Genomic DNA, 12,912 nt, shown 5'->3' on the forward strand with positions numbered 1-12,912 from the left:
GAACGCGATGTCTGGCCCTCGAGCAAGCCGTCACCGGGCCGTCTGCCGACAGTTGTCCTGTTGGATACGATAGTACGAACGAGTTACGCGAATGAATTGAGCCTGCGTGCGCAGGTCGTGCCGTCCGTTGGCAGCGTTCACGGGACCGCTCCGATGAGTGGCCTATGGTAACTCACGACACTGACACTGGTGTTATGTGGTGGCTTCGGGGTTGCTGGGGATTGATACCCTTGCAGTAACACTATGTAACTACGATGAGCGACGAGACGACTACGGACGATGCGACAGTGATCGTTGTCGGCGGCGGCCCCGCCGGACTGAGTGCGGCCCTCTTCACCGCGAAGAACGGGCTCGAGACGACGGTGTTCGACACCGACGGGACGTGGATGCACAAGGCCCACCTGTTCAACTACCTCGGCATCGGCTCGGTCGGCGGCAGCGAGTTCATGGCGACGGCCCGCCAGCAGGTCGACGACTTCGGCGTCGACCGTCGCCAGGGCGAGGAAGTGACCGGCGTCAGCGAAGCCGGCGACGGCTTTACCGTCGAGACCGAGGCGGGCAGCGACGAGGCCGACTTCGTCGTCCTCGCGACCGGTGCGAACCGGGAACTGGCCGAGGATCTCGGCGTCGAGTTCACCGACGAGGACACCGTCGACGTCGGCGTCGAGATGGAGACGAGCGTCTCGGGTGCGTACGCGACCGGCGCGATGGTCCGCCCCGAGGAGTGGCAGGCCGCCATCGCCGTCGGCGACGGGGCCGCCGCAGCACTCAACATCCTCTCGAGCGTAAAGGGCGAACACTACCACGACTTCGACGTTCCCGATGACGCCGCGCGCGTCTTCGGCGAACACGTCGCGGAGTAGTCGCGCCGACGCCGACGTCTTCGCGGCGTAGCTGTGGAGACGCCGGACCCGCAACCGAGCGGATCGCATTCGAACCCACCTCGGTCGGATTCACGACCGATTCGATTCACCCACCATGCCTACCGAACCTACCAATCCAGTCACGCCGGAACTACCCGACAGCCCCGTCCACACGACGGGAACGGATCACATCACCATCTGGGGGAGCAACGAAGCCGATACGATCGAGTTCTACCAAGACCTCCTCGGCATGCCGCTTGTGCTCCGCCAGCCAAACCTCGACGACCCCTCGCAAACGCACCTGTTCTTCGACACCGGCGACGGTCGCATTCTGACCTTCTTCGTCAGCGACGACCGGCCGTCGAATCAGCGCGGCCAGCGCGGCGGCACCGGTGCCGTCCACCATCTTTGTTTCAGCATCGATCCGGACGAGTACGAGGACACGATGGCGGCGCTCGAGGACGCGGGCCACCAGTACAACGTTTTCGACCGAGGCATCTTCCACTCGATCTACACCACGGACAACAACGGCCTCGTCATCGAGCTCTCGACGGACAAGTACGAGGTGCCCGACGACCGCCGCGGCGAGGTGCTGGCGAAGGCACAGGAGCTCCGCGAGGAAGATGGTGCCGACTACGCCAAGGACGAACACCTCCGCGGTGCGATCGAGGCGCTCGGCCTCGAGCTCATCGAACACGACCTGCCCGAGGCCAGCACCGGCGTCGGTGGTGTCGAATGAGCGCGGACGACCGCGGCGACGGTCCCCATCAGGATCAGCAACTTGCGACGGGCGGAACCGACCTCGAGGACGCGACCGCCGCGCTCGTCCTCACTCACGGTCGCGGCGCGACCGCGCAGGGAATGATCCAGCTGGCCGACGAAGTGGGTCGGGAGGGCGTCGCCTTCCTCGCGCCGCAGGCAGCCCGTCAGACGTGGTATCCGAACTCGTTTCTCGCGCCCGTCGAGCGGAACGAGCCCGGCCGCTCGTCGGGCCTGCAGGCCATCAGCGACGCGATCGGTGAGGCCACCGACGCCGGGATTCCCATCGAGCGGATCATGCTGATCGGCTTCTCGCAGGGGGCCTGCCTCGCCAGCGAGTACCTCGCGCGTAACCCGCGCCGGTACGGCGGTCTCGCCGCCCTGAGCGGCGGTCTCATCGGCGAGGATATCGATCCCGACGACTACCTCGAGAACGACCCCGACCTCGAGGGAACGCCCGTCTTCCTCGGCTGTAGCGACGTCGACCCCCACATCCCAGAGGAGCGCGTCCACGAGACGGCCGACGTGCTCGAGTCGATGCACGCCGACGTCACGAAACGGCTCTACGAGGGGATGGGCCACGGCATCAACGAGGACGAGATGGCGTTCGTCTCCGAAATGGTCGCGGAGCTGGTCGAAGACTAATCGCGGCTGCGTCGATTGATCGCGGCTTCGTCGACAACCGATTGCGGGTCTGTCGGCCGAGTTCGGCTCCGCTCGAGGCTCAGCTTAGCGGATAACGGTAACCGGCATGGGGGCGCGCCGGACGATTTTCTCGGCGACGCTGCCGAGCAGGATGCGGGAGAGCCCGGCCCGTCCGTGACTTCCGATAATGACGTGATCGATGTCGTGCTCTTCTGCGAACGAGACGATCTCGCGTGCGGGCCGCCCGACGACGGTCTCGGTCCGAAACTCGACGTCGGGATCGCTGGTGATCGCGTCGATCTCGTCTGGGAACTCCTCGGAGATCTTCTCCTCTCGCTCCCGCAGCATCTCCTGGATAATACTGATCCCCGCCTCCGTCGAACTGTCCGCCGCCTCGATGACGCGCAGCAACACGATCTCCGCGTCGGGATACGTCGTAAACGCGTGTTCGACCGCCTTTCGCGCGGGCTTTGAGCCGTCGTACGCGACGAGTACGTCCATACGCCTGATAGCTCTCTCGAGAGTATAAATCCGTCCGATAGTATCCGACCGACTCGGCCGAACGAGCGATCGCCCCGTCTTCGAACGGTTCGCGAATCGGGTCGCTGACCGCCGTCTCACTTCGGACTGTCCGACCGGCATGCGGTGGCGCGCGCTGAGTCGCGGCGAACTGCGAGGCCTGAACGAAGTGACGGCCTCGGTAGTGTGAGCGGTGACCGGAGGGAACCGCGAACCACTGGTGAGCCGCGACACGACGCTGCGCGAGGGATGAGCGAGTGAACGAAGTGAACGAGCGTTAGCGCGGAACCGGAGGTTCCGCGAACCATGCGAACGGGCAGTGCGCGGCGCGACGCGCCGCGACTGTCGGGACGACGCAGCCGTCCCGCAGCGCCCGTGAGCAGAAATCGGCTGGGGAGGGCGTGGCAATTCCCTGTCGCCAGTGAGATCAGGACACTTCCCGCTGCTATCCGCATGCTACAGATCAAATCAGGTTGATCGCCCGTTAGCAAGTAATTTCGAATACGCTTGAGGCCTCGCCCACTCTATTCTACATACTTTCAGTAGTTATAAGTCTCTATAGTTCAACAATTAGAACGGAAGCCACACTCCATCTGTCGCGAGGGGCATGCGCTGAAATGCCCCGGGTGTACCAGCACCCGAGACGTGGCTTCCAAACGCGACCCGTTTGCAAGCCATGATTGCGTTGATTCTACCGGGATATAAACGTCCCGCACGACCGCGGAATCGCCCGCCACGACCAGCCTCGAGTCCCGTCTCGGCCTCGAGCCGAACCGGAGGTCACGGCCCATGAGTACCGACCGTGAGCCGGGCGACGACGAGGACTCGCCGTTCCCCGCCTGTCCGCGCTGTGGCGATCCGGTCCTGTTCTCGGTCGTCACCGGTCCCCACACCGGCTTCGCCTCCCCCTGTGGCTGTTCGGTCCCGCCGGGGCTGCTCGAGCGCGAGTGATATCTCCGCTGGGCACCTATCATAGCTACTGAACGTCACTGCACACCTGATCGCACGACGGCTGTCCGATCTGTGTGTACATTCCTTCAGTGGCTACTATCTGCTCTCCGTCGGGTTCGAGCCCCGGCGGACAGCCGACCTCCCGTCGCCGGACGCCACCACCGAAACCACCGCGTCGACGGCAGGGGGTCGGCCCGTAAACGGGGCTCGAGCGGGTGTGATCCGTGACTGCTCGAGCGGCTTCGAACCGCACTCTTCGTTGAACCTGTCTGAGCAGCGACCGCAGATGGTGACGAGTGTCCTGCTATCGTGGCAACAGGGAGACGCCACGCCCTCCCCAGCCGATTCACTCAGTCGCTTCGCTCCTTCGCTCATCCCTCGCACGGGGTTGCGCCGCGGCTCACAGCCGAGGCCGTCACTTCGTTCGGCCTCGTAGTTCACCGCGGCCCAGCGCGCGCCACCGCATGTGAACGTTCAGCGGGCTCCAGCCGTGACTTTGCCTCGAGAGTACGCCAAAAGCCGGCTCGAGTGAGTCGAACGGTCCCTGCTCCTCGAATCGGACCGTCACGATCGGACCGGTTTCCGCTCGCTCACGTCGTTCGCTCGCGCATAACCCCCAAAAAGACGCCTGCTATTCTTCGAACCCGTCCTCGAATCGGAAGGTGCCGTTGCGCTGGACTACTTCCCCGTCCACCTCGATGACCGAGTCCTCGCTCATGTCGACGATCATGTCGACGTGGACCGCGGAGTCGTTGGCCTCGTTGCCCTCGCCGACGGTGTCGTCGTAGGCCCGGCCGACGGCCATGTGGACGGTGTCGCCCATCTTCTCGTCGAAGAGCATGTTGTAGGTAAACCGGTCGATATCGCGGTTCATCCCGATACCCAGTTCGCCGAGTCGGCGCGCGCCGTCGTCGGTGTTCAGCACTTCGGTCAGCACCTCCTCGTTCTTCGCCGCCGAGTGCGAGACGACCTCGCCGCCCTCGAACTCGAGGAAAACGTCCGTAATCTCCCGGCCCTGGTGATAGAGCGGCATGTCGAAGAGGACCTCGCCCTCGACGCTGTCGGGCTGGGGTGCGGTGAAGACCTCGCCACCCGGCAGGTTGTGTTCGCCGTGGTCGTTCAGCGTCGGGTTGCCCGCGACGGACATCGTTACGTCGGTCGTGTCACCGCTTTTGATCCGGATCTCGTCGGCGGGGTCCATGATCTCGACCATGTGCTCCTGGTGGGCGCGCTGGGCCTCCCAGTCCTTGTTGACGGCGTCCCAGACGAAGTTCTCGTAGCCGTCCGTACTCATCTCCGCGAGTTGGGCGTTCGCCGGTGCTGGGAACTGCGTGAGACACCAGCGCTTCGAGAGGCGCTCCTCGAGAATCGGGCGATGGGCCTGCTGGTGGGCCGCGCTGATCTCGGGGTCGACGTCGCTGGTCTGGGTGGCGTTGTCCGTCGCACGAATGGCGATGTAAACGTCGGTGTTCTCGACGAGCGCGAGTTCGTGTTCCGGCGTCTCGAACTCGTCATCGGCAGCCCGAAGATACGCGCGCTGCTGTCGCTTCCCGGTTCGCTGGCTGGTCGTGATCGGGTTCGCTCCCCGATCGCCGATCACCTCGTGGAGGGCGACGACCAGGTCCTCGGCGACCGGATGGGCGTCGATGACGACGTTGTCCCCTGCCTCGAGGTCGACCGAGTGATTGGCGATAATCTCGGCGTGTTCTCGGATTCGCGGGTCCATACCCCGCTATTGACGGGGGGAGGAAAAAACGGTTCGTGATGGGGAACCGTCCGGCGAACGGCTCGGCGAGGTCGGTTCCGCCCACTCAGTCAGTCGCCCGGCCATATCCGTCTGTTACGGGCGTTTCGGTGTCGCCACTCGAGGGGCCGCCCGCCATCTCGGGACCGTCGCCTTCGAGGTGGGTCTGGAAGAACGAGACCGTCGCAGCGGTCAGGAGAAGGCCGAAAGGAGCCGAAACGAGCAGCGCGAGCAGGAAGCCCGCGCCGCCAGCGCTCACCGATATCGACAGGGCCACCGACGCGACGACTCCGGCAGCGATGTGCCAGAGCGCGAAGCTGAGAACAGGCCCGTCCGCGGTCGTCAGACGGACCGCCTGCCGAAACGCCTCGAGGAACGGCGCATCGTCGACGACGAACAGAAACGGAACGGGGTAGAAGACGTAGCCGACGATGACGATCACTGGAATCGCGAGCAAGAACAGTCCCGGAGCGAGAGCGAAAACCGGGACGACCAGCAGAAACGCACCGAACACCACGAGATTGTACAGGACGAATCGCGGCGCGTAGGTGACGACACACGAGGCGATCGCGATCGGCTCACCGCGGAGCCGTCGATCAATCCCGCCGACGTATCCCGCCATCAGTAGACCCGAAATCACCGCGTACGCGGCGAGCGCGAGTCCGATCCACGTCATCGTCTCGAGACCGATCGCCTCGAGAGGAACCTCGACAGTTTCGACCGGCGTCTCGACCGTTACGTCCGTCTCGCTGGACCCAGCAGATCCGGCGGGAGCAGTCCGTCCGTCGGTCGGAGCCGGCTCACCGGGGGCGTCGCCGAACGCGGGAGAGTCGTACGGTTCCCTGCGCGGTGCTTGCGTCGTCGCGGCGGGTGGTGCCGGCGGATCGGCGAGCCGCCACAGCGTCACGAGCGGCGTCGGCACGAGGAACTCGAAGTTGATGGCGAACCCGCGAGTGGGAGAGTCGAGCGCTCGTTGTACCTTCTCGAACTCGATCAGCGCGACGAATAGGGGGACGAGCGCGAACGCCCAGAGATCGCCGAATCGATCGATGACGCGGGAAGTGTGACGCTGAAACGGCCTCGACCGCCCGTCGCCCGACCCGTCAGTGGTCGCCGCTGGATCGTCGTCGCCCGACCCGGTACCGGAAGCGGGAGCCATGTGTCGCTGTACAAATACTATCGAAATGAACGTTCCGCTCGCCGAAACACCGTCACGCTTCAGTTCGCAGTCGACCGTTCCACGCTCGAGGCGGCAGTTATCTCCCCGTATAACCGACCAACTTCTCTACCGGGTTCGATGACGCTGGGATCGCTCAGCGATCGCCGCGCATTCCGTCGCGGAACTCGAGGACGGTCCGTCGCAGGAGGAGATACGCGAAGAAGACCAGCGAGAGGAGGATCACGACGACCGCGATGATGACGGGGTCGTCGGGGATGAGGCCGATGAGGGTATCCAGCATAGTCGCCCGCTACACTGTCAGCGTGGTTAACCGTTTCGACCTCGATCGGTTGAATCCGTCCGCCCGAATCGGTAACTAAAATCGGTATTTCAGCTTGCGCTGACTATAACGTGTGGCGGTTCCTCCGTTCGAATAGGCCTCGATCGCCGGCCCTCCACCGTCCGAGGCGCGTCCTCGAGATCGGGGCCTGTCGCCCGTCCCCTGCGACTGCGACCGGCCGTCCGCCCACTCCCGTCTGACAGCTCGGAGATGCGGGCAGCCGGCCCCTCTGACATCCCTTTCAGGTTACCTCCCCGCTGACATCGTGCGCTGGTCCTGCGGCCCTCCTCCGTCGCGTACTCTATCGTTCGCCGCTCTAGCGGAGCGGACGACCGACTCGTCGGACCCGCGTTCCCAAACGGAAAACTGAGCCGCGACGCTACCCGTTCAGTCGCCGCGCTCGCCGACCTTGACCAGCTGCTTGCCGATGTTCTCGCCCTCGAACAGGCCGAGGAATGCGTCGGGGGCATTTTCGAAGCCCTCGACGACGTTCTCGCGGTAGCGGAGTTCGTCTTCCTGAATGAACGTGGAGAGGCGCTTGAGCGCCTCGCCCCATCGATCCTGATAGTCGCCGACGAGTAGTCCCTCGACCTTCGCGCGGGTCTCGATGAGTTTCGCGAGCTTTCGGGGACCCGTGGGGACCTCGGTCTCGTTGTATAGCGCGATCTGGCCGCAAACGGCGACTCTCGCGTGGACGTTGAGACGGGGCCAGACGGCGTCGGTGATCGGGCCGCCGACGTTGTCGAAGTAGACGTCGATCCCGTCGGGACAGGCCTCGGCCACCGCGCTGCCGAGGTCGTCGGTCTCCTTGTAGTTGATCGCGGCGTCGAAGCCGAGCTCCTCGGTGAGCCACTCGACCTTCTCCTCGCTGCCGGCGGTGCCGACCACGCGCGCGCCGTTGATCCGGGCGAGCTGGCCGACGACGGAGCCGACCGCGCCCGCGGCGGCGGAGACGACGACGGTGTCACCGGGGTTCGGGTCGCCGACGTCGAGCAGGCCCCAGAAGGCCGTCACACCGGGCATGCCGAGCACGCCCAGCGCCGTCGAGACCGGTCCGAGGTCCGGATTCACCGGCTGGAGCTCGTCCGCATCGGCGACCGCGTGCTCCGCCCAGAGGAGGTCGCCGGTTACCACGTCGCCTTCCGCGAACTCGTCGGCCTCGGACTCGAGGACCTCGCCGACGACGCCGGCCTGCATGGGTTCGCCGACGTTCCACGGTTCGGCGTAGGATTCCACGTCGCGCATCCGCCCGCGCATGTAGGGATCGACCGACTGATACAGCGTCTCGACGAGCACCTCGCCGTCGCCCGGTTCGGGCCGGTCGACGGTGACGAGTTCGAAGTTCTCCGCGGTCGGTTCGCCGACCGGACGACTGGCGAGTTGCCACTGCCTGGTTTCTGCCATACCCGTCCTTGGTCCCGCCCCCAAGTCAATATTGGGCTCCCGGAACCCGGTCCGAACGGGACCGCCGTCCCGATCGCCTGCACGCGAACATCGTCCGTGCCACTACTGACGGGGGACACCGCCTGCGCGACTACTGACGGCGCATCTCGGTCCGCCGACCGGGAGCGCGTCGGTCCCGTTGTGCGAGTCGCGTCGAACGGAGGCGAACAGCGATGCGCGAACGCCTCGAGACCGATTTCGGAGAGGACAGCGCGTTGCCTTCCCGTTTACTACGCGTTCTGGGAGTTCCAGATCTCGATCTTCGTTCTCGGACTGGTCGCGGTCGCCGTGATCGATCTCGGTGCAGCGCCCGGAGGAGACGGAACGAGCGAGCCGCCGCTGAACCCGCACATACCGGTTCGAGCGGGTCTGTTCCCTCAATATCGTCGCTAGGTACGAGTCGGTGCCTTTATGACTTCCTGGCGCTTCTCTTCAGAAGCAATGGCGAAAGGAACCGTTGATTTCTTCAACGACACTGGCGGCTACGGATTCATCGAGACTGAGGACGCGGACGACGACGTGTTCTTCCACATGGAAGACATCGGCGGCCCGGACCTTGAGGAAGGACAGGAGCTCGAGTTCGACATCGAGCAGGCCCCCAAGGGCCCGCGCGCGACGAACGTCGAGCGCCTGTAAGGCGAATTCGAACTGGTATCGGCACTTGACTGCAGTATTTTACACCGCTGAGCGACAGCACCGTCGTCGGCGACGCTGACTCCGAGAGTACTGGACGGATATTGCTGTCTCGAGATGATCGATGGACACCGAACCGACGTGGGATCGGTCGGTCGCAGCGAGGGAGATCCGGACGGTTTTGTGGCTCCGGCACCCATGCACGGTATGGTCGACCCTGTACTGCGACGCGCCGACGAGATCGAGTACGAGTCGGTCGACGCGGCCGACGGGCTCTCGAAGGGCGTCCTGATCGACGACGACCACGGCGCGCCGAACTTCGCGATTCGGCGGTTCGTCCTCGAGCCCGGTGCCGAGGTGCCGAAACACACCAACGACGTCGAACACGAGCAGTACGTCCTCGAGGGCGAGTACACGGTAGGTATCAACGACGAGGTGCACGCGGTGGAGGCGGGCGACTCGCTGCTGATCCCAGCGGGGACAGTCCACTGGTACCGCAACGAGAGCGACGGGCGGGGCACGTTCATCTGTGCGGTTCCGAACGGGGACGACGAGATCGACCTGCTCGAGTGAGACTGCAGCCGATCGAGCCGATCCTGCCCGGCCCAGTTGTGTCCCTTGACAGTACTGTGTCATACCGCTCTGCAACCGCAACTACTAAACGTCTTTTAGGCACACCTAAATACGATGGCAGAAGCGCAGTCGGTCGAGGGGCACGCGTCCGCCCGAGAGCGGGAGGGATGGGTCACGGGGATGCTCGTCCTCTTTTGTCTGGCGAGCACGGTCGTTACCGTCGCCGCCGGGCTCGTACAGGTGAGCTTCGGGGAGTACTCGATGACGTTCCTCGAGGCCTGGCAGGCGGTGTTCAACCCCAGCGTGATATTCAATCTTCACGCCTGGTCGGCGTTCCTCTTCGGGACGGACCTGCCGGAGATGAGCACCGCGAGCATCGTCGTCTGGACCCTCCGAATGCCGCGGGTGTTCGTCGCGATCATCGCCGGCGCGACGCTCGCGATCTCCGGTGCGATCTTTCAGGCCGTGACGCGAAACGAGCTGGCGAGTCCGTTCGTGCTGGGGGTCAGCTCCGGCGCTGGATTCGCCGTGCTGGCGACGCTGGTCGTCTTTAGCGGCCTCTCACCGTTCCTGCCGCTGATCGCCGCCCTGGGCGGGACGGTCGCGTTCGTGATCGTTTACACGATCGCCTGGAAGGGCGGGACGAGCCCCGTCCGACTCGTCCTCGCGGGCGTCGTCGTCAACATGGTCTTTCAGTCGCTCCAGCAGGGGCTGTTCTTCTTCGCGGACGATCTGGGCGTCGTCCAGACGGCGATCGCCTGGTTGACGGGATCGCTTACTGGTACCGGCTGGGAAGAAGTACGGATCGCGATCCTGCCGGCGGCCGTGGCGATCGCGATCGCGCTCGCCGGTGCGCGGCAGTTGAACGTCCTCATGTTGGGCGAGAGTACCGCCCGATCGCTCGGGATGCGCGTCGAACGAGTTCGGTTTTTCCTCTCGGCCGTCGCTATTCTGGCCGCCAGCGCTGCTATCGCCGTCGCTGGTATCGTCAGCTTCTTCGGCCTCGTCGTCCCCCACATCGTTCGGAACACGGTCGGTGGGGACTACCGACGGCTGATGATCGGGTGTCTCTTCGCCGGGCCCGCACTGATGGTTTCCGCCGATGTCGGTGCGCGACTCGCGCTGGGCGGGACCCAGATGCCCGTCGGCGTCGTCACCGGACTGATCGGCGGCCCGTATTTCCTCTATCTGATGCGGAAACAGCAATCGATGGGTGAGCTATAATGTCACGCACACAGCAGAATGCGGATCGAGAACAGGAGCGGATCACCGACGACAACGGCGTTGCGGTCGAGAGCGCACTGGTCGGCGACGACCTCGAGCTCAGTTATCCGACGAGCGAGGAGACCATCGTCGACTGCGCGCGCCTCGACATCCCCGAGAAAGCGGTGACCGCGCTCGTCGGCCCCAACGGCAGCGGGAAGAGTACCCTCCTGAAGGCACTCTCGAAGCACCTCGAGCCGGACGCGGGAACCGTACAGATACACGGCGAGGACCTCGACACGTTCAGTCGCAAGGAACTGGCGCGCGAAATGGGGGTCCTCTCGCAGGAGAACGACTCGCTCGGCTCGATCACCGTTGAGGATCTCATCTATCACGGGCGCTACCCGCACCGGGGCTTTTTCGACGGCGTCTCCGAGGAGGATCATCGGGCGGTCGAACGCGCGATCGAACTGGCGGGGATCGACCACCTGCGGGACTCCGAACTCGGCCAACTGAGCGGCGGTCAGAAGCAACTGGCCTGGATCGCCATGGTGTTAGCACAGGACACCGACGTCCTGTTGCTCGACGAGCCGACCACGTTTCTGGACATTCACCACCAGTTCCGGGTGCTCGAGACGATCCGCCAGCTCAACGAGGAGAAAGGCGTCACCGTGGCCGTCATTCTCCACGACATCTCGCAGGCGGCCCGGTTCGCGGACTATCTGGTTGCGATGCGCGACGGCGAACTGTACGACTGGGGGCCGCCCGAAGAGGTCGTGACCGAGCAACTGCTCGCCGACGTCTTCGGCGTCGAAGCCACCGTCGAGTACGAGCCCGAACTCCAGGTGCTGCCAAAGCGGGCGCTCCCGGATAGCCGGACCTGACGCCGCTATCCGGAAGGTTTTTGTATTTTTAGGCCAGCCTAAAAAACTGATGACAGCCGATTCGAAACGGACGAGACGACGCCTGATGAAAACGGGAGCGGCGATCGCCGGACTCGGGACGACCGCCGGCTGTCTCGGCACGCAGGGCTCGGGGGACGGCGAGAGCGAGTACTCCGTTACGATGGAGCCCGTCGGCACCGTCGAGTTCGAGTCCGTTCCCGAGACGTGGCTTCCCTATACGGGGGACTACGCCGACATGGGCGTCGCGCTCGGGCAGGGCGACGGTCTGGTCGGAATCGGCCTGCAGAGCCGGTACGGAACCCACTACTACGACGAACTCCCGGGCGTCTCGGTCGACCCGGACGACCTGACTGAACTCTGGGACGACGGGACCGGGCAGGAGGTGTTCTACGAACTCGAGGCCGACGTTCACCTCATCGACCCGAACTTCATGATCAACCGGCTTGGCTGGAGCCGGGACGAGGTCGACGAGATCGGTGAGACCGTCGCGCCGTTCGTCGGTAACACGATCTTCTCGGCCAGTTACGAGTGGCACGACTACCCCCGCTACACGCTGTACGAGGCCTTCGAGAAGGTGGCGGAGGTCTTTCAGGCCCGAGAGCGCTACGAGGCGTTCGAACGACTCCACGATGACGTGCTGGCCGACGTCCAGTCCCGGCTGCCCGACGAGCGACCCGAGGTCGCGGTCCTGGTCCCCGCCTCGGCCGAGCCCGAAGCGTTCTATCCGTACCACATCGAGGACGATACCCAGTCCAAACACTGGACCGATCTACAGGTCGACGGCGCGCTCGCCGCGAACGGCGTCGGCGACGCGCAGGCGGCGAGCGGCACCATCGACTACGAGACGTTGCTCGAGATCGATCCCGACGTCATCGCGATCAGACAGCAGGGGGCGGTCACCGAGTCGGAGTTCGAACAGGGGATCGTCTCGTTCATGCGCGATCACGACGTCGCGAGCCAACTCCGGGCGGTCCGGAACGACCGCGTCGTCTACGGTGGCATGACCTACCAGGGACCGATCATTCACTTGTTCCAGCTCGAGCGGGCGGCTCGCGGGATCTATCCCGACGAATTCGGCGACGAGGAGCTGTTCGACCGGCAGGCGGTCGCCGATATCGTTACCGGCGACAGCTGACGCCGATCAGTCGGACGGCTTCGGAACACTTTTACTATTT

The 12,912-nt window shown here is 64.7% G+C and carries 14 protein-coding genes; 9 read left to right on the plus strand and 5 right to left on the minus strand.

Annotated elements, in window-relative coordinates; all coding sequences use genetic code 11:
* The first annotated feature begins 254 nt into the window (after positions 1-254).
* The 3 genes from LDH74_RS17910 to LDH74_RS17920 all read left to right on the plus strand — a co-directional run bounded on the left by LDH74_RS17910 (position 255) and on the right by LDH74_RS17920 (position 2,267).
* Positions 255-863 (plus strand): FAD-dependent oxidoreductase, encoded by a 609-nt coding sequence (locus LDH74_RS17910; protein WP_226040045.1) that lies wholly within the window; start codon positions 255-257, stop codon positions 861-863.
* Positions 864-978: 115 nt separating this feature from the next.
* Positions 979-1,602, plus strand: a complete 624-nt coding sequence (locus LDH74_RS17915; protein WP_226040046.1) for a VOC family protein — start codon at positions 979-981, stop codon at positions 1,600-1,602.
* Positions 1,599-2,267 carry a dienelactone hydrolase family protein gene (locus LDH74_RS17920; protein ID WP_226040047.1) on the plus strand — a complete coding sequence of 223 codons (669 nt, stop codon included), beginning with the start codon at positions 1,599-1,601 and terminating at the stop codon, positions 2,265-2,267. Before LDH74_RS17915 ends, LDH74_RS17920 begins: the two co-directional genes overlap by 4 nt.
* Positions 2,268-2,351: 84 nt before the next feature.
* Here LDH74_RS17920 and LDH74_RS17925 read toward each other — a convergent pair whose 3' ends face one another.
* The gene (locus LDH74_RS17925) at positions 2,352-2,768 is read right to left on the minus strand and encodes a universal stress protein (RefSeq protein ID WP_226040048.1); all 417 of its coding nucleotides are present in this window, start codon (positions 2,766-2,768) and stop codon (positions 2,352-2,354) included.
* An 807-nt stretch (positions 2,769-3,575) separates the two neighbouring features.
* On the opposite strand from LDH74_RS17925, the gene LDH74_RS17930 reads away from it, so the two are divergent.
* Positions 3,576-3,737 (plus strand): hypothetical protein, encoded by a 162-nt coding sequence (locus tag LDH74_RS17930; RefSeq protein WP_226040049.1) that lies wholly within the window; start codon positions 3,576-3,578, stop codon positions 3,735-3,737.
* Positions 3,738-4,368: 631 nt separating this feature from the next.
* Here LDH74_RS17930 and LDH74_RS17935 read toward each other — a convergent pair.
* The 4 genes from LDH74_RS17935 to LDH74_RS17950 form a co-directional block, all read right to left on the minus strand.
* On the minus strand, positions 4,369-5,463 hold the full coding sequence (locus LDH74_RS17935) for an aminopeptidase (RefSeq protein WP_226040050.1): 1,095 nt from the start codon (positions 5,461-5,463) through the stop codon (positions 4,369-4,371).
* Positions 5,464-5,548: 85 nt separating this feature from the next.
* A complete protein-coding gene (locus tag LDH74_RS17940; protein WP_226040051.1) occupies positions 5,549-6,640 on the minus strand; it encodes a hypothetical protein in 1,092 nt (363 codons plus the stop codon).
* 154 nt (positions 6,641-6,794) lie between these two features.
* Positions 6,795-6,941 carry a hypothetical protein gene (locus tag LDH74_RS17945; protein ID WP_176548140.1) on the minus strand — a complete coding sequence of 49 codons (147 nt, stop codon included), beginning with the start codon at positions 6,939-6,941 and terminating at the stop codon, positions 6,795-6,797.
* A 426-nt stretch (positions 6,942-7,367) separates the two neighbouring features.
* Positions 7,368-8,384, minus strand: coding sequence for an NADP-dependent oxidoreductase (locus LDH74_RS17950; protein WP_226040052.1), 1,017 nt, complete (start codon positions 8,382-8,384; stop codon positions 7,368-7,370).
* Positions 8,385-8,864: 480 nt separating this feature from the next.
* On the opposite strand from LDH74_RS17950, the gene LDH74_RS17955 reads away from it, so the two are divergent.
* From LDH74_RS17955 to LDH74_RS17975, 5 genes are all read left to right on the plus strand, one after another.
* Positions 8,865-9,059, plus strand: a complete 195-nt coding sequence (locus LDH74_RS17955) for a cold-shock protein (protein ID WP_005554588.1) — start codon at positions 8,865-8,867, stop codon at positions 9,057-9,059.
* A gap of 204 nt (positions 9,060-9,263) precedes the next feature.
* Positions 9,264-9,629: a cupin domain-containing protein gene (locus LDH74_RS17960; RefSeq protein ID WP_226040053.1), complete on the plus strand. Its 366-nt coding sequence runs from the start codon at positions 9,264-9,266 to the stop codon at positions 9,627-9,629.
* A gap of 114 nt (positions 9,630-9,743) precedes the next feature.
* A complete protein-coding gene (locus LDH74_RS17965; protein ID WP_226040054.1) occupies positions 9,744-10,853 on the plus strand; it encodes an iron ABC transporter permease in 1,110 nt (369 codons plus the stop codon).
* Positions 10,853-11,716 carry an ABC transporter ATP-binding protein gene (locus tag LDH74_RS17970; protein ID WP_226040055.1) on the plus strand — a complete coding sequence of 288 codons (864 nt, stop codon included), beginning with the start codon at positions 10,853-10,855 and terminating at the stop codon, positions 11,714-11,716. Before LDH74_RS17965 ends, LDH74_RS17970 begins: the two co-directional genes overlap by 1 nt.
* A gap of 49 nt (positions 11,717-11,765) precedes the next feature.
* Entirely contained in the window at positions 11,766-12,872 is a 1,107-nt protein-coding gene (locus tag LDH74_RS17975) for an ABC transporter substrate-binding protein (RefSeq protein WP_226040056.1), read from the plus strand.
* The last annotated feature ends 40 nt before the right edge of the window (positions 12,873-12,912 follow it).

It is taken from the genome of Natrinema sp. DC36 (assembly GCF_020405225.1).
Taxonomy (GTDB): Archaea; Halobacteriota; Halobacteria; order Halobacteriales; family Natrialbaceae; genus Natrinema.

Coding starts and splice junctions, on each gene's coding strand:
- LDH74_RS17910 (WP_226040045.1), top strand. CDS start 255: ATGAGCGACGAGACGACTACGGACGATGCGACAGTGATCGTTGTCGGC.
- LDH74_RS17915 (WP_226040046.1), top strand. CDS start 979: ATGCCTACCGAACCTACCAATCCAGTCACGCCGGAACTACCCGACAGC.
- LDH74_RS17920 (WP_226040047.1), top strand. CDS start 1,599: ATGAGCGCGGACGACCGCGGCGACGGTCCCCATCAGGATCAGCAACTT.
- LDH74_RS17925 (WP_226040048.1), bottom strand. CDS start 2,768: ATGGACGTACTCGTCGCGTACGACGGCTCAAAGCCCGCGCGAAAGGCG.
- LDH74_RS17930 (WP_226040049.1), top strand. CDS start 3,576: ATGAGTACCGACCGTGAGCCGGGCGACGACGAGGACTCGCCGTTCCCC.
- LDH74_RS17935 (WP_226040050.1), bottom strand. CDS start 5,463: ATGGACCCGCGAATCCGAGAACACGCCGAGATTATCGCCAATCACTCG.
- LDH74_RS17940 (WP_226040051.1), bottom strand. CDS start 6,640: ATGGCTCCCGCTTCCGGTACCGGGTCGGGCGACGACGATCCAGCGGCG.
- LDH74_RS17945 (WP_176548140.1), bottom strand. CDS start 6,941: ATGCTGGATACCCTCATCGGCCTCATCCCCGACGACCCCGTCATCATC.
- LDH74_RS17950 (WP_226040052.1), bottom strand. CDS start 8,384: ATGGCAGAAACCAGGCAGTGGCAACTCGCCAGTCGTCCGGTCGGCGAA.
- LDH74_RS17955 (WP_005554588.1), top strand. CDS start 8,865: ATGGCGAAAGGAACCGTTGATTTCTTCAACGACACTGGCGGCTACGGA.
- LDH74_RS17960 (WP_226040053.1), top strand. CDS start 9,264: ATGGTCGACCCTGTACTGCGACGCGCCGACGAGATCGAGTACGAGTCG.
- LDH74_RS17965 (WP_226040054.1), top strand. CDS start 9,744: ATGGCAGAAGCGCAGTCGGTCGAGGGGCACGCGTCCGCCCGAGAGCGG.
- LDH74_RS17970 (WP_226040055.1), top strand. CDS start 10,853: ATGTCACGCACACAGCAGAATGCGGATCGAGAACAGGAGCGGATCACC.
- LDH74_RS17975 (WP_226040056.1), top strand. CDS start 11,766: ATGACAGCCGATTCGAAACGGACGAGACGACGCCTGATGAAAACGGGA.